This is a genomic window from Pedococcus sp. P2_A3 (assembly GCF_056405035.1).
This window is the reverse complement of the sequence record NZ_JBFUCW010000003.1, coordinates 94,337-115,828: the sequence shown is the minus strand read 5'-3', so window position 1 is coordinate 115,828 and position 21,492 is coordinate 94,337. Positions and strand designations below refer to the sequence as shown.

21 protein-coding genes are annotated in these 21,492 nt (G+C 71.1%); 16 read left to right on the top strand and 5 right to left on the bottom strand.

Going from position 1 to position 21,492, the window contains the following annotated elements; translation table 11 throughout:
- Positions 1-44 precede the first annotated feature (44 nt).
- From AC1DX8_RS03900 to AC1DX8_RS03880, 5 genes are all read left to right on the top strand, one after another.
- Positions 45-734: a LemA family protein gene (locus tag AC1DX8_RS03900; RefSeq protein WP_477628595.1), complete on the top strand. Its 690-nt coding sequence runs from the start codon at positions 45-47 to the stop codon at positions 732-734.
- A gap of 121 nt (positions 735-855) precedes the next feature.
- On the top strand, positions 856-1,749 hold the full coding sequence (locus AC1DX8_RS03895; RefSeq protein WP_477628594.1) for an ABC transporter ATP-binding protein: 894 nt from the start codon (positions 856-858) through the stop codon (positions 1,747-1,749).
- Positions 1,746-2,555, top strand: a complete 810-nt coding sequence (locus tag AC1DX8_RS03890) for an ABC transporter permease (protein ID WP_477628593.1) — start codon at positions 1,746-1,748, stop codon at positions 2,553-2,555. The genes AC1DX8_RS03895 and AC1DX8_RS03890 overlap by 4 nt, the downstream gene beginning before the upstream one ends.
- Before the next feature lie 210 nt (positions 2,556-2,765).
- The gene (locus AC1DX8_RS03885) at positions 2,766-3,248 is read left to right on the top strand and encodes a hypothetical protein (protein ID WP_477628592.1); all 483 of its coding nucleotides are present in this window, start codon (positions 2,766-2,768) and stop codon (positions 3,246-3,248) included.
- Complete coding sequence (locus AC1DX8_RS03880; protein WP_477628591.1) at positions 3,211-4,746, top strand: multicopper oxidase family protein; 1,536 nt, start codon at positions 3,211-3,213, stop codon at positions 4,744-4,746. The genes AC1DX8_RS03885 and AC1DX8_RS03880 overlap by 38 nt, the downstream gene beginning before the upstream one ends.
- 75 nt (positions 4,747-4,821) lie before the next feature.
- On the opposite strand, the gene AC1DX8_RS03875 is transcribed toward AC1DX8_RS03880, so the two are convergent.
- The 3 genes from AC1DX8_RS03875 to AC1DX8_RS03865 form a co-directional block, all read right to left on the bottom strand.
- Positions 4,822-5,508: a DedA family protein gene (locus AC1DX8_RS03875; protein ID WP_477628590.1), complete on the bottom strand. Its 687-nt coding sequence runs from the start codon at positions 5,506-5,508 to the stop codon at positions 4,822-4,824.
- 67 nt (positions 5,509-5,575) lie between these two features.
- Positions 5,576-7,489, bottom strand: a complete 1,914-nt coding sequence (locus AC1DX8_RS03870) for a GTP-binding protein (protein WP_477628589.1) — start codon at positions 7,487-7,489, stop codon at positions 5,576-5,578.
- Positions 7,490-7,636: 147 nt separating this feature from the next.
- Positions 7,637-8,956, bottom strand: a complete 1,320-nt coding sequence (locus AC1DX8_RS03865; RefSeq protein WP_477628588.1) for an acyltransferase family protein — start codon at positions 8,954-8,956, stop codon at positions 7,637-7,639.
- Between the two features lie 247 nt (positions 8,957-9,203).
- On the opposite strand from AC1DX8_RS03865, the gene AC1DX8_RS03860 reads away from it, so the two are divergent.
- The 11 genes from AC1DX8_RS03860 (at position 9,204) to AC1DX8_RS03810 (ending at position 17,890) form a co-directional block, all read left to right on the top strand.
- Entirely contained in the window at positions 9,204-9,977 is a 774-nt protein-coding gene (locus tag AC1DX8_RS03860; RefSeq protein ID WP_477628587.1) for a polysaccharide deacetylase family protein, read from the top strand.
- A gap of 105 nt (positions 9,978-10,082) precedes the next feature.
- The gene (locus tag AC1DX8_RS03855; RefSeq protein WP_477628586.1) at positions 10,083-10,790 is read left to right on the top strand and encodes a TrmH family RNA methyltransferase; all 708 of its coding nucleotides are present in this window, start codon (positions 10,083-10,085) and stop codon (positions 10,788-10,790) included.
- Between the two features lie 54 nt (positions 10,791-10,844).
- Positions 10,845-11,207, top strand: a complete 363-nt coding sequence (locus AC1DX8_RS03850; protein ID WP_477628585.1) for a YciI family protein — start codon at positions 10,845-10,847, stop codon at positions 11,205-11,207.
- Between the two features lie 7 nt (positions 11,208-11,214).
- On the top strand, positions 11,215-11,577 hold the full coding sequence (locus tag AC1DX8_RS03845) for a YciI family protein (RefSeq protein ID WP_477628584.1): 363 nt from the start codon (positions 11,215-11,217) through the stop codon (positions 11,575-11,577).
- Positions 11,574-11,933 (top strand): YciI family protein, encoded by a 360-nt coding sequence (locus tag AC1DX8_RS03840; RefSeq protein ID WP_477628583.1) that lies wholly within the window; start codon positions 11,574-11,576, stop codon positions 11,931-11,933. Before AC1DX8_RS03845 ends, AC1DX8_RS03840 begins: the two co-directional genes overlap by 4 nt.
- Before the next feature lie 4 nt (positions 11,934-11,937).
- Positions 11,938-13,221, top strand: a complete 1,284-nt coding sequence (locus tag AC1DX8_RS03835; protein WP_477628582.1) for an RNA polymerase sigma factor — start codon at positions 11,938-11,940, stop codon at positions 13,219-13,221.
- Positions 13,222-13,379: 158 nt separating this feature from the next.
- Positions 13,380-14,408 carry a class II fructose-bisphosphate aldolase gene (gene fbaA, locus AC1DX8_RS03830; protein ID WP_477628581.1) on the top strand — a complete coding sequence of 343 codons (1,029 nt, stop codon included), beginning with the start codon at positions 13,380-13,382 and terminating at the stop codon, positions 14,406-14,408.
- Entirely contained in the window at positions 14,405-14,809 is a 405-nt protein-coding gene (locus AC1DX8_RS03825) for a DUF3151 domain-containing protein (RefSeq protein ID WP_477628580.1), read from the top strand. The genes fbaA and AC1DX8_RS03825 overlap by 4 nt, the downstream gene beginning before the upstream one ends.
- A 256-nt stretch (positions 14,810-15,065) precedes the next feature.
- Complete coding sequence (locus AC1DX8_RS03820; protein ID WP_477628579.1) at positions 15,066-15,929, top strand: hypothetical protein; 864 nt, start codon at positions 15,066-15,068, stop codon at positions 15,927-15,929.
- A gap of 85 nt (positions 15,930-16,014) precedes the next feature.
- Entirely contained in the window at positions 16,015-17,316 is a 1,302-nt protein-coding gene (locus AC1DX8_RS03815) for an adenylosuccinate synthase (protein WP_477628578.1), read from the top strand.
- A 16-nt stretch (positions 17,317-17,332) separates the two neighbouring features.
- Positions 17,333-17,890 (top strand): DUF402 domain-containing protein, encoded by a 558-nt coding sequence (locus AC1DX8_RS03810; protein ID WP_477628577.1) that lies wholly within the window; start codon positions 17,333-17,335, stop codon positions 17,888-17,890.
- Here AC1DX8_RS03810 and AC1DX8_RS03805 read toward each other — a convergent pair.
- Both AC1DX8_RS03805 and AC1DX8_RS03800 read right to left on the bottom strand, forming a co-directional pair.
- Positions 17,887-20,109, bottom strand: a complete 2,223-nt coding sequence (locus AC1DX8_RS03805) for a HelD family protein (protein ID WP_477628576.1) — start codon at positions 20,107-20,109, stop codon at positions 17,887-17,889. The two genes, AC1DX8_RS03810 and AC1DX8_RS03805, sit on opposite strands and share 4 nt — an antisense overlap.
- A gap of 119 nt (positions 20,110-20,228) precedes the next feature.
- Positions 20,229-21,317: a response regulator transcription factor gene (locus AC1DX8_RS03800; RefSeq protein ID WP_477628575.1), complete on the bottom strand. Its 1,089-nt coding sequence runs from the start codon at positions 21,315-21,317 to the stop codon at positions 20,229-20,231.
- Positions 21,318-21,492: the final 175 nt, after the last annotated feature.

Sequence of the window (21,492 nt, the reverse complement as noted above, 5' to 3'; positions counted from 1 at the left end):
TGACGCCGCACACGACGACGCGGCACGAGACAAGGGGTTTGCTCATGTGGGTCTGGATCATCATCGCCGTCGTGCTCGTCCTGATCGTGCTGTGGGCAGTCGGCGTGTACAACGGGCTGATCAAGCTGCGCAACCTCGTGCAGGAGGCCTGGCGGCAGATCGACGTCGAGCTCAAGCGGCGGCACGACCTCATCGGCAACCTCGTCGAGACGGTCAAGGGCTACGCCGCCCACGAGCGGGGCACCCTCGAGGACGTCATGAAGGCGCGGTCCGCCGCGATGGCCGGCGGCCAGAGCCCGGCCCAGCAGGCGCAGAGCGAGGGCATGCTGAGCCAGGCCCTCGGCCGACTCATCGCCGTCGCCGAGGCGTACCCCGACCTCAAGGCCAACCAGAACTTCATGGCCCTGCAGCAGGAGCTCACCTCCACCGAGGACCGGATCGCCTCCGCCCGGCGCTACTACAACGCCAACGTGCGTGAGCTGAACACCAAGGTCGAGACCGTCCCGTCCAACATCATCGCCGGCCTGTTCCACATCGGCCGCGCGGAGTACTTCGAGGTCGAGGGCGAGGAGCGCGACCCGGTCAAGGTCGACTTCGGCCAGCGCGACGCGACCATCCCCCCGCCGAGCGGGTATGCCGGGGGCACGCCAGCTGGCGCCCCGGCGACGCCGCCCGCAGCGCCGGAGTCCACGCCCCCGTCGCAGACCCCGACCCCTCCGCCCACCCAGCCCTAGTCGCCCGTTGTCCCTCAACCCGATCAAGCTCGGGCGAGGGGAGGGGGTCCACCGGAAGGTGGACGGCAGGTCAACCGCGCGGGGCTGACGCGATCGCCCCGGGTACGGGCAGGCTGGACCCATGTCAGCACCCGACGCGCCCATCCTCGTCTCCGGCCTGCGCAAGACCTATGGTGATCGCGCCGCGGTCGACGGCATCGACCTGCGGATCGACCACGGCGAGGTGTTCGCCCTCCTCGGTCCGAACGGAGCCGGCAAGACCACGGCCATCGAGGTCCTCGAGGGCTTCCGCACCCGCGACGGGGGCACCGTGTCGGTCCTGGGTGAGGACCCGCAGACGGCGGGCCTGGCCTGGCGCAACCGCCTCGGCATCGTCCTGCAGTCCTCGACCGGCCTCGACCTGATCACCCCGAGGGAGGCACTCGCCAGCACGGCCAAGGTCTACCGCAACCCTCGCGACGTCGATGAGGTCATCGCAGCGGTCGGTCTCAACGAGAAGGCCGGTGACCGGGTGGGCAAGCTCAGCGGGGGACAACGCCGCAGGCTCGACGTGGGCCTCGGCATCATCGGCACGCCGGAGCTGCTCTTCCTCGACGAGCCCACGACGGGCTTCGACCCACAGGCCCGCCGCGACTTCTGGGAGCTGATCGAGTCACTGGCCGACGGCGGCACGACGATCCTGCTGACCACCCACTACCTCGACGAGGCCGAGCACCTCGCCGACCGCGTCGGGGTCATCGCGGCGGGGCGGATGCTCGCCCTCGACACCCCGGCGAACCTGGGTGGACGGTCGTCCTCGCAGGCCACCGTGACCTGGGAGGACGTCGCGGGCACGCGGCACACCGAGCAGACCAGCACGCCGACCCAGCTCGTCGCGCGGCTCGGCGCGGACCTCGGCGGTGAGGTCCCCAAACTGACCGTGACGCGTCCTTCCCTGGAGGACACCTACCTCTCCCTGATCGCACCCCACCTCGCCGCCGCCGGCAGCGAGCCCGAGCTGGAGGTCACCGCGTGAACGCCGCCGCCATCGGTTGGGACCGCACGGTCCTCGAGCTGAAGATGTACTTCCGGGAGAAGGAGGCGGTGTTCTTCTCGTTCATCTTCCCGGTCCTCATGCTGAGCATGTTCTCGGTGATCTTCAGCGACAGCTTCAAGGAGGGTGATGCGGCGTCGGCGGGGGTGAGCGCCGCGCGGTTCTTCCTGCCGGGCATGGTCGCGGCGGGGGTGATGCTGACCAGCTTCCAGACGATGGCGCTGAGCGTCGCCGTGGAGCGGGACGACGGCACCCTCAAGCGGCTGCGTTCGACGCCCATGCCCCCGGTGGCCTACTTCCTMGGCAAGATCGGGCTGGTGGCGGTCACCAGCCTCGCGCAGTTCGTCCTCCTGATCGCCGTGGCCAAGCTCGGCTTCGGGGTGCAGCTGCCGACCGACGTGGGGCGGTGGGCGACGTTCCTCTGGGTGTTCCTGCTGGGCGTCGCGACGGGCACCGTCCTCGGGATCGCCTACTCCTCCATGGCTTCCTCGTCGCGCTCGGTCGGTGCGATCGTCATCGCACCGACCCTCATCCTGCAGTTCATCTCGGGCGTCTACTTCGCCTTCACCGACCTGCCGGACTGGCTCAAGCAGGTGGCCTCGGTCTTCCCCCTCAAGTGGATCGCGCAGGGCATGCGCTCGGTCTTCTTCCCCGACGACTGGCAGACGCAGGAGATGGCCGGCACCTGGGAGCTCGGCCGCACCGCCCTGGTGTTGGCGCTCTGGCTGGTCGCGGGTCTGCTCGTCTGCGCCCGGACGTTCCGCTGGACCAAGCGCGGCACGACATGACGGTCGGGTGAGCGCCGGGATGAGGCGGCGGATCGCGTKCGGTTGGCCCGCCACGGGCCGCGGCGGCCGGGTTGTGCGGGTTTGCTCTGGTTCGTCCCCGGCACCTGCGCTAGTACCGAAAACTGGTTCCCTCCGTGGCAGTTCCCCGCCACCATGGTTTGTCGACTGGGCATCCGCACGCCCGGTCCAAGGGTGAGAAGGGGTTTCGCTATGCGCAAGGTCTATCGGGTACTCGCCTTCCTCGTGGCCATCGAGGTGGCCATGCAGGCGATGTTCATCGTGTACGGCGACGCCGGCCTGGGTCTCTGGGTCGACGACGGTGGGGTCGTGGACAAGGCCACGTTCGAGAACGCGTTCGAGTCCGGAGAGGCTCCCTTCCCGGAGTTCCAGGCGTTCGTGCTGCACGGCATGAACGGGATGATGGTGATCCCGCTGCTGGCACTGCTCCTGGTCATCTCGTCGTTCTTCGCGAAGGTCCCCCGGGGTGTCGCCTTCGCCTTCGGCGTCCTGGCCCTCGTGGCGCTCCAGGTGACGCTCGGGCTGATGGGCCACAGCATCGCCGCCCTCGGTGCGCTGCACGGGATCAATGCCCTGGCGCTCTTCTCCACAGCCGCCTGGACCGGCATCCGGTCCCGTCCGACCGCACTGACCAGGCGTGCTGACAGCGAGTCCGCCGAGCGCGTTGCCGTCTGACGACCCGGCCGGTCGACGCAGCCGACGAGCGCGGGTCCGCCTCGTCGTCGCGTTCGCTGCTGCCCTCGCGGTGCTCCTGCCGCTGGCGTGGCTGTGGGCTGCGAGCCTGGTGCCGTCGTCCTACTCGGTGATGACGATGGGGCCCGCCGACACCGGCGGGGTCGCCCTGTCGCACTCCCACCTGCCCGGCGCCTCGGGAGGGCGGGAGGTCACGACCCTGGTCGAGCCCGACCAGGGCCGGCCCGACGTCGAGGTGACCCTCACCGCGCGCCGGCAGAAGGTGACCATCCCCGGGGGACCCACGCTCACGGCATACACCCTGAACGGCAGCACGCCCGGTCCCACGATCCGTGCGCAGGAAGGTGATCTCGTGCAGGTCACCCTCGTCAACGAGTCGGTGCCGGACGGCACCACGCTGCACTGGCACGGTATCGACGTGCCGAACGCCGAGGACGGCGTGGCCGGCGTGACGCAGGACGCCGTGCCGGTCGGAGGACGCCACGTCTACCGGTTCAGGGCCGACCAGGTGGGCACGTACTGGTACCACTCGCACCAGGTCTCGCACGAACAGGTCGTCAAGGGCCTGCTCGGCGCGGTCGTCATCACCCCGCGCGCAGGCATCCGGGGCGACGTGGACGTGGTGGGCCTGGCACACCTGTATGCCGGGCGGCGGGCCGTGCAGGGCCGTGCCGGCGACGTGCCGGTGGACGTCCCTGCCGGGAGGTGGGCGAGGGTGCGAATCGTCAACACCGACAACGGAATCATGCCTGTGTGGGTGAGCGGCGGCCCGTACGAGGTGGCAGCCGTCGACGGCACGGAGGTCAACCAGCCCACTCCGGTCGAGGGCAAGAAGGTGGCCCTCGCCGCTGGCGGCCGGGTCGACCTCCGGGTGCAGGTGCCTGCCTCGGGCGCCGCGGTGCGCGTCGAGATGGGAGGGGCTGCGCTCGTGCTCGCACCCCCCGGCAGCTCCGCCAGCGCAACTCCGGCGACCCGCGCACCGACCGGCGTCGTGGACCTCCTGACCTACGGCTCACCGGCACCGCTCGGCCTCGACGCGCAGAGCCCCGATCGCCGGTTCACCTACAGCATCGGCCGCCGACCGGGGTTCGTGAACGGCAAGCCGGGAGTGCACTGGACGGTCAACGGGAAGATGTTCCCGGGCGCGCCGATGTTCATGGTCTCCGAGGGTGACGTCGTGGTGGTCCACATCGACAACCACTCGGGCGAGACCCACCCGATGCACCTGCACGGACACCACGTCGTCGTGCTCGCCCGCGACGGGGTCAAGGCCACCGGCAGCCCGTGGTGGACCGACAGCCTCGAGGTCGGCAACAACCAGACGTTCGACGTGGCCTTCGTCGCCGACAACCCCGGGCTCTGGCTCGACCACTGCCACAACCTCCCGCACGCCAAGGAGGGGCTGACGGCCCACCTCATGTACGAGGGGGTGACCACCCGCTTCCGGCTCGGCCGGGACACCCCGAACACCCCGGAGTAGCCGTCATCCGCGCAGCCGGGCCCAGTACCAGCCGTCGCTGGCCGCCGTGGTCAGGGGTGAGCTGCGGGCCGCGCGTCAGACGCGGTCGTCGCGCAGGTCGTCCGCGGCTTCGCCGGTCTCCTCGATGATCTCCTCGGTGGTGGTGCGGCCACGCCGGGCGCGGATCAGCTCGACCACCATCGGGATCACCGACACGGCCACGATGGCCATGATGGCCAGCTCGAGGTGGTCCTTGAGGGCGGGGAAGGAGTTGCCGAGGAAGTATCCGAGGAGTGTCACGGCCCAGACCCACAGGACCGCACCGACTCCGCTCCACAGGAAGAAGTGCCGCCGCTCCATCCGGCTCACCCCGGCGACGACGGTGATGAAGGTGCGCACGATCGGCACGAAGCGTCCGATGACCAGGGCCTTGGCGCCGTGCTTCTCGAAGAACGCGTGGCTGTCGTCGAAGTACTTCTTCTTGAGGATTCTTCCGTCGCGCTCGTAGAGGGGTCGACCCACCGCACGCCCGATCTCGTAACCGACGACGTTGCCCGCGAACGCGGCGATGCTCAGCACCACCAGGGCCACGAGGAGGTTCATCGAGAAATCGCCCGTGCTGATGAACAGGCCGATGGCGAAGAGCAGCGAGTCGCCGGGCAGGATCGGGAAGAGCAGCCCGCACTCGATGAAGACGATCGCCACGCTCACCCAGAAGAACTGGGAGCCGAAGTGGTCCAGGAGCCACTGGGGGTCCATCCAGTTGGTGCTGAGTGAATGCATGGGGGAAAGGGTATGCCGTGGGCGCATTCCCGCCCGAATCCTCACCTGAGAGGTCCCTGAGACCTCGCTAGCCGGCGGGCCAGCTGCGCTGGATCCTCGCCCAGTCGCCGATCTGGGCGAACGGGTCGGGCTGCGCGCGCCCGCGCTGCGGCGGGGCGCCGGTGGTCGGGGCGTAGTGGTCGAGACCCGAGGTGAAGACGCCCTCCCCCCGGGTCAGGTGCGGGATGCGCTGCTGCACCCCGTGGACCGCGTCGGCCGGCACCTCGCCGACCAGCACGGCGGCGCGGCCCCGCAGGGTGGTCTCGAGCGGCACGGCCTGGTGCCGGGACAGCTCTCCCAGCACCGACCCGAGGGTGTCCTCGGGCACCTCGAGCTCGAACCGGTGCACCGGGGCGCACACCACGGTGCCGGCCCGCACCAACGCCTCGGCCAGCACGAGCCGGGTGAGGCTCCGGAAGTCCTGGGCGGTGCTCGACATCGCCTTGTCGAACGTCGCGTGCGCGTGGCTCTGTCGCGGGTAGTAGCCGGAGTGGGTCATCACGACGCGGGCATCGGGAATGGCCCAGCCGTGCACGCCCTCCTCGAGGGTGGCCGCCACGCCCTCCCGCACCGCGGTGAAGAACGCCGGGGGCATCGACCCGAGCTCGATCTGGAGGGCGAACTCGTGGCCAGCACCGACGGGCAGGGGCTCCACGCGCAGACCCACCGTGGCGAGGAACGGGTTGGGGGTCGTGCCGATCAGCTGGACCGCCTCGCCGGGGCCAGCCACGCGCTCGACGCAGATGCTCGTGGTCGGCCGGAAGGTCACCTCGATGCCGTAGTCGTCGGCGAGCACCGCCGCGATGACCTCTTTCTGCACCTCGCCGTAGAGCGACACGGCGACCTCTCGCCGTCCGTCGTCGCGGCGCAGGTCGATGAGGGGGTCCTGGTCGGCGAGCTCGCCGAGGGCGGCATACATCGCCACGACGTCCGAGGGTCGCACCGGGTCGACGACGGTCTCCAAGGTGGGCCGGGTGAACTGCTCAGAGGGCCCACCGGGTGCCGGCACCGGGCCGAACCGGTCGCCGATGCGAGCGGACGACCAGCCGCTCACTGCCGCGATCCGGCCGGCTGGCACCTCGTCGACGCGCACCAGCCGACCGCGGTCGAAGACGCGCAGGCCGGTGACCTTCTCCGCCGGACGTCCGTCGACCTCCACGCGGTCGCGCACGCGCAACGATCCCGAGCGCACGCGCGCCAGTACGGTCCGCCCGCCGTCCCCGCGTTCGACCTTGAAGACCGTGCCACCGGGCCGCCCGGCCCCGTCGTGCGTCCCCGCGGAGAGAAGGACCGTGAGGGCGTCGAGCAGCTCGTGGACTCCGGCGCCGGTGATCGCCGACCCGAAGAGCACCGGGTGGGCGGTGGCGCCGCGCACCGTGGCGCGCAGCTCGCGGAGCTCGGTCGTCCCCATCTCGAACGGCAGGTATGCCGCGCCGCGGGTTCCCGCGTCGCTCACCTGCCCGAGGGCGAAGGCCTCGGGGCTGAGGCGGGCGGTGATCTCGCCGAGGACCCGGTCGGGGTCGGCGCCGGCGCGGTCGATCTTGTTGGCGAAGACGACGACGGGCAGGCCCAGTCGCTGCAGGGCGCGCATCAGCACCAGGGTCTGGGCCTGCACGCCCTCGACGGCGGAGACGACGAGCACCGCGGCGTCCAGCACGGTCAGGGCGCGCTCGACCTCGGCGATGAAGTCGGAGTGGCCAGGGGTGTCGATGAGGTTGACGGTCGTCGCGTGCCACTCGAAGGAGACGACGGCGGAGCGGATGGTGATGCCGCGTTGGCGCTCCAGCGCCATGCTGTCGGTCTGCGTGTCGCCCGCATCGACGCTGCCGGGATGGTCGAGCACCCCGGCCTCGTAGAGGACTCGTTCGGTCAGGCTGGTCTTGCCGGCGTCAACATGCGCCACGATCCCCAGGCTCAGGGTGGTCGTACTTCCAGCTCGCACTGGCCTTCACATCCATTCGATAGGTGGGTACCTGGCGGGACGTGAAAGCTGCTCGCATCGGTCGACTTCCTGTTCGAGGGTTGGTGGTTACTGCCGTTGGTGGGTCACTGCGGTGGGTGACACGGCTGGTGGTGCGGTGTCACTCGTTCATGGCAGCAGAGCCGTGTCGTGGGGGGCAACCGGTTTTCGGCCGGGCAGCGGGACGACACCCAGCCCGACCACCGCGGCGATCGGCAGCAGCGGCCAGACCCAGTGCACACCGTCCCGAGAGACGATCCCGGTCGCCGCCATCACGCCGAGGCCGCCACAGACGGCCGCGGTCGCGAGCGCCGGGCGCCAGAGGGCGGGGGCGGGGCGTTGGTCGTGGAGGGGCTTCTCGAACCTGCCGAAGACCAGCACCAGACCGGCTGTGACCGCGGCGAGCACCGCGAACCAGACCGGCCTGGTCGCCCACCAGTAGCCCGTGAGTGGAGTCGCGCGGAGCCCGAATCCCCCTGCCAGCAAAGACAACCCGATGACCAGGACCATGGCCGTGAGGTGCCAGAGGTAGAGGGACATGATGCGCACGTTCACGACGACGGTGAGGGCCCACGGCTTCGGCCGTTCGAGCAGCAGCGCCAGTCGACGCTCGGCCAAGAGCACCAACCCTGCTTGAAACATCCCGAGGAAGGCGAGCGTGACCCGCGTCGGATAGGAGTTGTTCAGCACCGCTCCGTCGACCCCGATCATCGACACGGGGTACGGGCCCGCCCAGACGAGCGTGACCAGACCGAGGAGTCCGACGGCGGCCAGCGCGATCCGCCGCGCACTGCCTGCCAACGATCCGTCGAGCCAGGCGAACCCGAGCTGGTGCACGGTGGCCCAGACGAACAGGTAGTTGGCGAACCCGATCCAGTGGTTGTCGCCCGCGATGCTCCACCAGTCGACCAGGCCGCCTGCGACGACCCCGCCTGCGACGCTCCACCAGCCGAATCGCTCCCAGAGGGTGAGCAGGGCCGGTGCCACGGCCACCACGACGATGTAGGCGGCGAGGAACCAGGTGGGCACGAGCGCCACCTGCGAGGCGGTGCGCAGCGTGGCGCCCGGTAGGCCGGCGGCATACGCGACGGAGGCGATCGCCAACCACACGAGGAGGAGGGGGAGAACCGGTGTGGCGAGGCGCTGGAGGCGTGACCTGAGCCAGGTGGCGTAGGTGTCGCCGCGGCGCCGGGCCGAGCGCCACGACAGGCCGTTCGCGTAGCCGCCGACGATGAAGAACAACGGCATCACCTGGAAGACCCAGGTCAGCGGGTGACTCCAGGGTGCGATGTTGAGCACGGCGTTCGGCACCAGCCTGCCGTCCTGCACCATCACCGCGGCCATCAGCCAGTGACCGAGGACGACTGTCAGGATGGCGGCGGCGCGCAGGAAGTCGACGACGCGGTTGCGGTCGGCGGGGGTGGCGGCAGCGAGGGCGCGGGGGTCCATGGGTCGAGCGTGCCTCGCCCGGGGTGCCCACCGCTTGAGTAGAAGTGCCCACCCGTCCTGGTCACCGCCTGTCCTGGTCGCCGCCTGTCCTGGTCACCGAGCGACGCGGTGGTTTCGCGCAGCCCCGCCGCACCATCACGGTCTGGCATCGATCTGCACGATGGTCGCGCGTCCAGCGCCGCGCGTGGGACCGTCGGATCAGGACCCGTCGGGGGATGGGGCCAGCGCACACCCGGGGGGTGAGCCGATGGGTAGGTCGCAGCCGACGCGCAGAGCCCTGTTGACGGGCGCGCTCGCAACGGGTCTCGCCAGCGCGCTGTTACCGGGAGCCGCGCCCGCAGGAGGCCAGCAGCACACCGCCGACCCGCAGTCGCGCCTGCGCGTGGATCCCCGGTCGATCAGCGTCGTGGCCACGCGGGAGCGGATGGTCGCCCTCACCTTCGACGACGGTCCAGACCCTGCCTCCACCCCGCAGGTCCTGGAGGTCCTCGAGCACTTCGGCGTGCCGGCCACGTTCTTCATGATCGGGCGCAACGTCGTCGATCACCGCGAGCTGGTGACCGAGGTGATTCGGCGCGGCCACCAGGTGGCCAACCACAGCCAGGACCACCTCTGGCTCGACCGACAGCCGCTGCGCGTCGTCCAGGGTCAGGTCGACCGCTGCGCCCAGAGCCTCGCGCGCGCGGGCGCGCCGCCGAACCGGTTGTTCCGGCCCCCGCACGGCTGGACCAGCGGCGCGGTGGCGGGCGTCCTGCGCCGGGAGGGGTCGCGCAGCATCTTCTGGAGCGACTGCCTCGAGCACCACCTGGCCCTGGGCACGCCGGCCACGGCAGTCGCCGCCATGGCCGCGCGGGCGCGCCCCGGCTCGATCCTGCTCTGCCACGACGGAGGACATCTCGACGGCCCGCACCCGCAGAAGATCGATCGGTCCGCGACCGTGGCCGCCCTCCCGCACCTGCTCGAGGCGGTGCTCGCCAAGCACCTGCGGTTCGTGACGGTGAGCGAGCTGACCGGGGTCTGACCGCGCCCGGGCGAGCCCTGCTGAGCTCGAGGGCGCCGCCCCGATCGCCCCGAGCGTGGGGGTCCGCCCGGGTCCTCCCCGACGGCCTCGTGGTTGGCTTGGCCCATGAGCTCCCACGAGGGGAAGGGCCGCCAGCTGCCGTTGGTGGTGCACGGGGAGGACTACGAGGTCGGCGTCGGGCCGTGGCCGGGGGAGTGGCCGGTCGGCGACCACTGGGACCCGGAGCTGCTGCGTGACGGCGACCGCCGCAACGTCGTCGACGCCTACCGCTACTGGCGGCACGACGCGATCGTCGCGGACCTCGACACCCACCGCCACGACTTCCACGTCGCGGTCGAGAACTGGGGCCACGACTTCAACATCGGCTCGGTCATCAGGACCGCGAACGCCTTCAACGCCAAGGCCTTCCACATCGTCGGCAAGCGTCGCTGGAACCGCCGCGGGGCGATGGTCACCGACCGCTACCAGCACGAGCACCACCACCCGACCGTCGAGGAGCTCGTCGCGTGGGCAGCCACAGCCGGCGCCGGTGGCACCGCCGGCGCCGACGGGCAGCCACGCGGCATACCGCTCATCGGGATCGACAACCTGCCCGGGTCGGTGCCCCTCGAGACGTACGACCTGCCGCGGGAGTGCGTCCTCGTCTTCGGGCAGGAGGGCCCCGGGCTGTCCGCGCCCATGCGCGAGGCCTGCGCGGTGGTGCTGCACATCGAGCAGTTCGGCTCGACGAGGTCGATCAACGCGGGTGCCGCCGCGGCAATTGCCATGCATGCCTGGGTGCGACGCAACATCTTCGGGCAGGCTGTCGATTAGCACCCCGCTCGCTCGTCACCAGGGTGGAAGCACCCACCGATGAGAGGAACCGCCATGACCCAGTACATCGTCCTGCTGCCGGCCGACGAAACCCGCTACGCGTCGGCCTCCGTAGAGGAGCGCACCGCCCTCACCGCGGCCCACGGCGAGTTCGTGCAGCTCCTCGCCGAGCGCGGCCACACGATGACCGGCGGTGCCCAGCTGACGCCGTCGGGACAGGCACGCGTGGTCCGCGGGTCGTCGGTCGACGACGTCTCGCTGACCGACGGCCCCTACGCCGAGAGCGCCGAGCAGGTCGGTGGCTACTACGTCGTGGAGACCTCGGACGTCGACGACCTGGCGAAGGTCTGCGGCCGACTGCTCGCGACGCCGTTCCACGACGCCATCGAGATCCGCCAGCTCGTCGAGGGCATGTGAGGCGGCCATGACCGAGTACGTCGTGCTGATCGTCGGCGATGCCGACCGCTGGTGGACCACCATGAGCGCGGACAAGCGCGAGGCCGGGTATGCCGAGTACAACCGTTTCGCGGAGGAGCTCGGCAAACGGGGCCACAAGATCACCGGCGGTGCCGAGCTCCACGCCACGAGCGAGGGTCGGCGTATCCCGCCGGGGGGCGGTCCCGCGACCGAGGGGCCGTTCGCCGAGGTGACCGAGCAGGTCGGCGGTTTCTACCAGGTGGAGACCGACGACGTGGACGACCTGGTCGACTGCTGCCAGATCATCGCCGCGCTCGGTGACGGGGTCCAGGTGCGTCGCGTCGTGAAGCCCGAAGACCGCGAGACATGAGGTACGTCGTCCTCATCGCCTACGAGCCGGGCCACTGGGACGGCACCGACGAGGCGGTGCGGCAGGAGTACTTCGACGCTCACCACGCGTTCGAGGCGTACGTCGAGCAGCACGGCCGCAGGCTCTCCAGCGCGGCACTGAGCGACGCCGACCTGGCGACGACGGTCAGGCGCGACGGCTCCTCGGACCTCGTCACCGACGGGCCCTTCGTCGAGCTGACCGAGCAGATCGGGGGCTACTACGACGTGGAGCTGCCCGACCTCGACGCTGCCATCGCGGCAGCCAGGCTGCTGCCACGGGCCTACACCATCGAGATCCGCTCCGTGGTGGGCGTGGAGGGCTACGAGAGCCTGTGAGCCGGTGACCGACGCGCAGGGGGCGACGACCGACGCGGCAGCGGAGGCGCTCGCGACCGTCGTGCGCGAGGAGTGGGGACGCCTCACGTCCCTGCTCCTCGCGCGGTTCCGCCGGCTGGACCTCGTCGAGGACGCGTTGGGCGACGCCGTGGAGACGGCGGCTCGACGGTGGGCCCGCGACGGCATCCCGGACAACCCGGTCGCCTGGCTCCACACGGCAGCCCGGCGACGAGTCCTGGACCGGCTGCGGGCCGAGTCCATGGCGCAGCGCAAGGTGCCCCTGCTCGTCGTGGAGGCCGAGGGGAAGGAGGGTTCGCCCGTGCTCGCGGACCCCGGTGGCCTGGTGGAGGACGACCTCCTTCGCCTGGTGCTCATGTGCACCCACCCGGCCCTCGACCCTGCCGCCGCCAGCGCCCTGGCCCTGCGGCTCGTCCTCGGCGTGAGCACCGCCGACATCGCCCGGCTCTTCCTCGTGCCGGAGGCCACGATGGCGGCTCGGGTCACCCGGGCCAAGCGCAAGATCGTCACTGCCGGCATCCCGTTCGCGGTCCCCTCCGCTGACGTCCTGCCGGACCGCCTCGACGCCGTCGCGCAGACCGCCTACCTCGCCTTCACCGCTGGCTACGCGCCCGGATCAGGCCCCGACGCCCTGCGCACCGGCCTTGCGGGAGAAGCCATCCGGTTGGTGCGGGTCGTCCTCGGGCTGCGGCCCGACGAACCCGTGCTGGTCGCCCTGCTGGCCCTCATGCTCCTGCAGCACTCCCGGCGCGACGCCCGGGTCGACCCCGACGGCGCGATCGTCCTGCTCCCCGACCAGGACCGCTCCCGGTGGCACCGTGACGAGATCGACGAGGGGGTGGCGCTGGCGTCATCGCCGGCCCTCCGGGGTCCGCTGACCGTCCAGGCCGCCGGGTATGCCGTGCAGGCCAGGATCGCGGTCGAGCACGCCACCGCGCCCAGTGCCGACGCAACCCGGTGGGACCGCATCGTGGCGCGCTACGACGACCTGGTGGCACTGTCCCCGACACCCAGTGCCCGGCTGGCGCGCGCGGTGGCGGTCGCCGAGGCACAGGGCCCTCGTGAGGGACTGGCCGCGCTGGAGGGCTTGGACGCGGACCTCGCCCACAGCCACCGGCTGCCGTCGGTCCGCGCGGAGCTGCTGGCCCGAGCCGGCGACGTCGAGGCCGCTGACGCGGCATACGCGCTGGCCATCGAGCGCTGCGGCAACGATGCGGAACGCGCCCTCCTCGTCGAACGCCGGGCCGCCCTCCCCCACCGCGCAACCTGAGCGCCCCTGGGGGTGCTCAGGTTGCGAGAAGACCACCCTCAGACGAGAGGACCACCCTGAGACACGGGTGTCCGGTCGCGCTCGGGTCGTGCAAAGATCGGCGGCGACGCCAGGACGACGCCGCAGAGACGCACCCCCGCAAGTCGAAGGAGACTTTCATGCCCATCGCCACCCCCGAGGTGTACGCCGACATGCTGGACCGCGCCAAGGCCGGCTCGTTCGCCTACCCCGCCATCAACATCTCGTCGTCGCAGACCCTCAACGCCGCGATCCGCGGTTTCGCCGAGGCGGGCAGCGACGGCATCGTGCAGGTGTCCACCGGTGGCGCCGAGTACCTGTCGGGCCCGACGGTGAAGGACATGGTGACCGGGTCGCTCGCGCTCGCAGCCTACGCCCACGAGGTCGCCAAGAAGTACGACGTCAACATCGCCCTGCACACCGACCACTGCCCCAAGGACAAGCTCGACGGCTTCGTCCGCCCGCTGCTCGCCGCCAGCGCCGAGCGCGTGCAGGCCGGTGGCACGCCGTGGTTCCAGTCGCACATGTGGGACGGCTCCGCGGTGCCGCTCGACGAGAACCTCGAGATCGCCCGTGAGCTGCTCGCGCTGACCAAGGCCGCCCACGTCGTCCTCGAGATCGAGGTCGGTGTCGTCGGCGGTGAGGAGGACGGCGTCGAGGGCAAGATCGACGACAAGCTCTACTCGACCCCCGAAGACGCGGTGGCCACCATCAAGGCCCTCGGCGCGGGGGAGAACGGCCGCTACCTGACCGCCCTGACCTTCGGCAACGTCCACGGCGTCTACAAGCCCGGCAACGTCAAGCTGCGCCCCGAGATCCTCAAGACCGCGCAGGAGGCCGCCGCGCGCGAGCTCGGGCTCGGCGCCGACGCCCGACCGTTCGACCTCGTGTTCCACGGCGGGTCCGGCTCGACGGCCGAGGAGATCGCCGCTGCCGTCGACTTCGGCGTCGTGAAGATGAACGTCGACACCGACACCCAGTACGCGTTCACCCGTCCGGTGGCCGGCTACATGCTCGCCAACTATGCCGGCGTCCTGAAGATCGACGGCGAGGTCGGCAACAAGAAGCAGTACGACCCCCGCGCCTGGGGCAAGGAGGCCGAGGCCGGCATGGCGGCCCGTGTCGTCGAGGCCTGCGAGAACCTCCGTTCGGCCGGCACCCACGCATGACGGACAACCTCCTCGGCATCCCGCCCACCGAGCTCCCCGTCGACCCCGCAGCTGCGAAGCTCGAGGAGGGCGTGGCCGCCGACCAGGTGGCCGCGGCATACCCGACCTCGTCGTTGGCCTGGGCGACGCTGGCGGAAGACGCGCTCGCGGACGGACGCAGCGTCGAGGGCTACGCCTACGCCCGCACCGGCTACCACCGCGCGCTCGACTCGCTGCGCAAGAACGGCTGGCGCGGTCAGGGGCCGGTGCCGTGGGAGCACGAGCCGAACCGCGGGTTCCTCCGCGCCCTCGCCGCGCTGTCGCGTGCCGCCGGCGCGATCGGCGAGACCGAGGAGGAGCTGCGGTGCGCGCAGTTCCTGCGGGACTCCTCGATGACCGGGGCGCGCGAGCTCGGTCTCTGACGCGTCGCCTGCGCACCCGGTATGCCGCCGGGTCGCCCGACCCGGGAAACAGTGACGCCGGGCGATGGGACCCTTGCGGATCCAGTCGCCCGGCGTCGCCCCCTGCCGTGGACCGAGGTCCACGTGTGCCGTCCCGTCGTGTCGTCCCCTGCCGCCTGACGAGAGGCGTCCCGCCATTCTGCATGACCCCGATGAGATTGGGGTGGCACTATGCTGCCAAAGGACAGATGATGTCACGCGCGGGGAGTGTAGGCCTGTGACCAGCGGAAATGACCGCACGCACGAGGTGGAGCGGCTCTTCACCGACCCCTTCGACCGCCTGATGGGCATCCTCGAGCGGAGCGAGGAGCAGATCGAGGCGCGCCGGGCCGAGCTGGCCGAGGTGCGCTACGCCCTCTACGAGCTGACCGCCCAGACCGGGACGGCGCAGTCCCCCCAGTCGGGAGGCGTGCTCGAACCGTTGCACCCCGACATGGCGGCTCCCTTGCTGCGCTACCTCATCGAGCACACCACCGAGCTGAGCCGGGTCTGCACGATGGTCATCGACGTCGGTGTCGGCGTGGAGCAGGAGAACTACCGGCTGAACCAGGACCTCCTGGCCGAGGGGCGCTTCCGGCAACGCACGATCTACCCGATGGACATCATGGAGACCGAAGCGGGCCGGGGATGGGTGCGCTCCTTCGCCGCCGCCGGTGAGGAGCAGCGGCTGTCACTGGCGCCGCCGAGCGAGTTCGCCATCTTCGACGAGCACTCCGTGGTGGCCGTGAGTGAGTGGGGCAACCCGCATTCCGCGTACGTCGTGGTGCGCGACCCGATGCTCGTGGCGGCCTTCATCCAGCTGTTCGACCGCGCCTTCGACCGCGCGCTGCCGGTGGCGCCCGACGGCGATGGGGCCGACGGCCGGGACGACGGCCAGGACGACGACCAGCGGCTCCTCAAGCTCCTCGGGCTCGGGCTCAAGGACGAGTCGATCGCCCGCTACCTGGGGTGCAGCCTCCGCACGGTGCGCAGGCGGGTGGCCGGACTGATGGCCAGGCACGGGGTGCAGACCCGGTTCCAGCTCGGGCTGGCGGCGTCCACGGGCGGTCTCGGCTCCCCGGTGGGGCACGGCGACCGGTAGCCTTTCCCGGTACGGGCCCCGTGCGAACACCACGGGGCCTGCTGCATGACCACCGTGACGGACGCAGACACAGAGAGGTGCGGGTATGCCGGCAATCGTGCTCGTGGGCGCCCAGTGGGGCGACGAGGGCAAGGGCAAGGCCACCGACCTGATGGGCAGCGACGTCGACTACGTCGTGAAGTTCAACGGCGGCAACAACGCCGGCCACACCATCGTCATCGAGAAGGACGGCAAGCGGGAGAAGTACGCGCTGCACCTGCTCCCGTCGGGCATCCTCACCCCGACGTGCACGCCCATCATCGGCAACGGTGTCGTGGTCGACCTCGCCGTGCTCTTCGAGGAGCTCGACGGCCTCGAGGCCCGGGGTGTCGACACCTCCCGGCTGCTCGTCAGCGCCAACGCCCACATCATCGCCCCCTACAACCGGGTGCTCGACAAGGTCACCGAGCGGTTCCTGGGGTCGCGCAAGATCGGCACCACCGGCCGGGGCATCGGCCCGACCTACGCCGACAAGATGGCGCGCAACGGCATCCGGGTGCAGGACCTGTTCGACGAGAAGATCCTGCGCCAGAAGGTCGAGGCGGCGCTGGCCCTCAAGAACCAGGTCCTCGCCAAGATCTACAACCGCCGCGCCGTCGAGGTCGACGAGGTGATGGACGAGCTGCTCGGGTATGCCGAGCGCTTGCGTCCCATGGTCGCCGACACCTCACTGGTGCTCGAGCAGGCCCTCAACGAGGGCAAGACCGTGTTGCTCGAGGCGGGGCAGGCCACGCTCCTCGACGTCGACCACGGGACCTACCCGTTCGTGACGTCGTCCAACGCGACCGCGGGCGGGGCGTGCACCGGGTCGGGCATCCCGCCGACCCGCGTGACCACCGTCATCGCGATCCTCAAGGCCTACTCGACCCGGGTGGGTGAGGGTCCGTTCCCGACCGAGCTCAACGACGCGAACGGCGAGTTCCTGCGCAAGACCGGGGCCGAGTACGGCACCACCACCGGACGTCCCCGCCGTTGCGGCTGGGTCGACACCGTCGTCGGCCGCTACGCGACACGCATCAACGGCGTGACCGACTTCGTCGTCACCAAGCTCGACGTGCTCACCGGGCTGGACACCATCCCGGTGTGCGTCGCCTACGACGTCGACGGTGTGCGGCACGACGAGATGCCGGTCAACCAGACCGACTTCCACCACGCCAAGCCGATCTACGAGGACCTGCCCGGCTGGTGGGAGGACATCTCCACCTGCCGCACCTTCGAGGAGCTGCCGCCCAACGCCCAGGCCTACGTGCTGCGGCTCGAGGAGCTCATCGGCGCGCGGGTCTCGGCGATCGGGGTCGGCCCCGGCAGAGACGAGATCATCAGCCGGCACTCGCTGCTCGGCGCCTGAGCTGGAGGGTCGGTCGATGACCGGGTCGGCGGCACCCGACGCGCGCTTTGCGCCCGGGCAGCCGGTCCGGGGGCGGTACACGAAGTGGGGTGGCAAGCGGCACCACGGCGCCCACCTCGTCTACCTCGGCGCCGACGACCACGGCGACTGGCTGGGCGACCCGGCCGGCAACCAGTGGTCCGGCGGGCCGAACTCGTTCGTGAGCGTGACCGACAACGTCCTGCTCGTCCCGCGGGGCAGGGGCATGACGGCGATGTTCTACGCCGAGCACCCCGAGCAGGCCTTCGAGCTCTACGTCGACATCACCACCCCCGCGGTCTGGGACGGCGACCTCGTGACGGCGGTCGACCTCGACCTCGACGTGGTCCGCAGGTTCGACGGCAGCTGGTACGTCGACGACGAGGACGAGTTCGCGGAGCACCAGGTCCGCTACGGCTACCCGCCCGAGCTGGTGGCCGCCGCCGAGGCCGAGTGTGCCCGCGTGGCTGACGAGATCCGTGCAGGGGCAGCAGTGCTCGCGAGCGCCACCGCCGCTCCGTGGAAGGCCGTCTTCCGAACCCTGCGGTCCGGCTAGGCGGGGCGCAGCACCGTCATCCGGTGGGCTGCGCGGGTGAGCGCGACGTAGAGGACCCGCACCCCACCCGGCGACTCCGCGGCGACCTCGTCAGGGTCGACGATGACGGTGGCGTCGTACTCGAGGCCCTTCGTGGACATCGGGTCGATGACGCCGACCCGGTCACTGAGCGAGCCCAGCTCGGCCAGCTCGGCGGCATACCGACTCGGGGTGATGACGGCGATCGAACCCTCGACCTCGTCGAGCAACGCCTCGACGGCCGACGTGGCGGCCGCACGCCAACCACCCGGGTCGACCGTCACGTCCACCGGCTCGACACCGGCCTCCCGGACCGCTTGGGGGATGTCGGCGTCGGGCACCTGGGCTCGCACGACCTCGGCCGCGTAGTCGAAGATCTCGCGGGCGTTGCGGTAGTTGGTGTCCATGTGGAACAGCCGGCGCTCCTGGGTGCCGAAGGCCTCCTCGCGCGCCCTTCCCGCCTCGACGGCGTCGGGCCACGACGCCTGCGCCGCGTCGCCGACGACCGTCCACGAGGAGTAGCGCCCACGGCGGCCGAGCATGCGCCACTGCATGGGTGAGAGGTCCTGGGCCTCGTCGACGAGGACGTGGGCGTACTCGCCCGGGCCCTCGATGCGGCCCTGGAGCAGGAGCTCGCGGGGGTCGGTCGGGGCGGTGCGCGACGACTTGGTGCCCACCGCGCGGGAGTCGAGCCCGGCCCGGACCTCGGCGACGCCGAACTGCGAGACGTCCTCGAACTCCTCGATCTCGTAGAAGCCGCGCTCCTCTGCCGGACCGTCCTGCACCGGTCCGAGCCGCGCGGCCAGGTCGTCGATCAGGGCGGCGTCGGCGGCCGACCAGCTGCCGACCTCGAGGGCGTGCTGCATCGACGCCGCGAACAGGTCGCACTCCTGCGGCGACAGGACGCCCTGGCCGTGCTGGCGAGCCCGCTCGGGGTCGGCGAGCCAGAGCAGCACCTCGCGCGGGTCGACCTGCGGCCACCAGGCGGCGAGGAAGGCGTCGACCTCGAGGTGGTCCTCGAAGCGGTCCATGAACTCGGCCCGGTCGCCGTCGCGCACGCTGGCCCAGGCCGCCTCGGCCAGGGCGCTCTGCACGGCCTTCGCCGACAGGTTGCGCTGGTGGTTGCGCAGCACCTGGGCGCGGATGCGGTCGAGCACCGGTGCGTCGACGCGCACCGCCTTGCCGTTGACGAAGGCGCGGAACGACTCGGGGGCGTCCGGCGGCACGTCGGTGGAGGCGCGCGCGAGGAGGCGGCGGATCGCGAGCGAGCCCTTGATGGAGGCGACCTCCGGGGTGTCGAGCCGCAGGGCAGTGACCCCGTCGACGACGTCACCGAGCGAGCGCAGGGTGACCGACTCCTCACCGAGGGACGGCAGCACCCGCTCGATGTAGGCGGTGTAGGCGGACGAGGGCCCGACCACGAGGATGCCGCCAGCCTCGAAGCGGCGCCGGTCGGAGTAGAGGAGGTATGCCGCGCGGTGGAGGGCGACCACCGTCTTGCCCGTGCCCGGGCCACCGGTGATCTCGGTGATGCCTCGGGCCGAGGCGCGGATGGCCTCGTCCTGGTGGCGCTGGATCGTGGCGACGATGTCGCGCATCTGCGCGCCGCGGCTGCGGGTCAGGGCCGCCAGGAGGGCGCCGTCGCCGACGACGACGAGGTCGTCGGGCGCCTCGGGCACCATGAGGTCGTCCTCGACCCCCACGACGTCGGGACCCTTGCACCGCAGCACCCGACGGCGCAGCACGTCCATTGGCTCGACCGGGGTGGCGCGGTAGAAGGCAGCCGCCGCGGGAGCGCGCCAGTCGACCACCAAGGGCTCGTAGTCGTCGTCCCGCACGCCGAGCCGGCCGATGTAGCGCGTCTCGCGGTCGGACGGCTTCGCGTCGTCGGACAGCGCGTGGTCGAGGTCGAGCCGGCCGAACACCAGGCCTTCGTACTGGGTGTCGAGGGTGGAGCGTCGTCGCGCCGCGTTGAAGACGAGGGCGTCGCGCTCGAACAACCCGGTCAGCTCCTCGTCGCGCACGTCGCCGGTGCGGTCGGTGCGACCGCGCGCGAGCCCGTCGGCCTCGATCAGGCCGGCCCTGGCCTGGGCCTTGGTGAGCTCGGCGTAGACGAGATCGACGTGTGCCTGCTCGATGGCGATCTCACGGGCGACCTCGGCGCTGGACGCCTTGGCGCTCGAGTGGTCCGGTCCCGTCACGGTGCATTGCTTTCTCGTTCGTCGTTGGTGGCGCGCTCGTCGTCGATGGAACGACGGGTGGCCCGGTCCCCACGGGGAGAACGCACGAGTCTAGCGAGCAGCGCGGACCTCGCGGCGCACTAGACCATTCCGCGGCGGGCGGCCTGGACCCCGGCCTGGAACCGGGTGCCCGCGCCGAGCTGGTCCATCAGGGCCCTGACCCGCCGTTCGACGGTTCGTTGCGACACCCCGGCCTGGCGGGCGATCGTCGCGTCGGGCGCCCCGGCGGCGAGCAGCGAGAGGATCAGCTGGTCGCGGCGTTCAGTGACGGGTCCGCCCGTGTCGAGCGGCGAACCCAGGTCCCAGAGGTGGTCGGAGAGGGCGATCAACGCCAGCACCATCGACCGCGCGCGGATCACCGCCGAGCCGAAGCCCGACGGGTCGAAGGCACTGACGTCGACGATCGCCACGGCCTCGTCGACGATGACCGCCGAGAACGGCACCGCCGAGGTGAACCGGAACCGTTCGCCGCCGCGCTCGCGTGCCTCGAGGATCTCGAGGGCGCCGTCGATCTCGAGGACGTCGGTGTCGTAGACGGTCGTGTAGTCGAGCACGGTGCCCCCGACCCCGCGGCTCGGCTCCTCGTGGCTGTGCACGGGGCTGGCGAAGAGCGCCCGCGTGCGCGGCGACAGGGACCGGAACGTGCGGATCCGCTGGGTGCCGGCGGCCACCGCCTCGGCGGTCACCGCGGCGATCTCGTCCAAGGAGTTGAGGATCCGCACCGTCCCCACGTCGGGGGTCCGGGATGCCGATCTCGCCTGGAAGTACACCTGGGCGAGTTCGTGGGCGGCGGACCGGGTCTCGCGAGCCCGACGCTCGTAGTCCAGCGCCAAGGCAGGAAGGGAGATGTCAGGGGGAATGACCTCGATCGCCCCGCCCTCGTGGAGCCGCACCAGCCCCCTGCTGCCGAGCACCTCGAGGGAGTGGTCGACCAACGGTGCCTTCATGCCCTGCGCGATGAGCAGCGACCGCGTCGGCTCCTGGTGTTGCAGCACGGCGAGGAAGACCCGGGTGACGGTGCCCTCCAGCTCGTCGACATCCCCGTCGAGGTCGATGCCTGCCCCCACCCCAACCCCCATCCCCGCGATCAGACCGTTGGTGAGGACGGCGTCGGTGACCCCCGCGGCCGCCGCGTGGGTGGCCTCGTCCGTCCGACTGTCGCCCGACATGTCCTCATGCTCACGCTCTGGCGAGATTCCGTCAATGGCGCAAGTCCGACACGAATGGGCTTTACCTACCGGCCAACCATGGTCCACTCTTGAACCAGTCGACAGCGTCGACCCACGTGCATGGTTGCAGGTTCCCCCGCCAGGCGACCGCACGTCGGCTGCGCGGCGTCCCCGG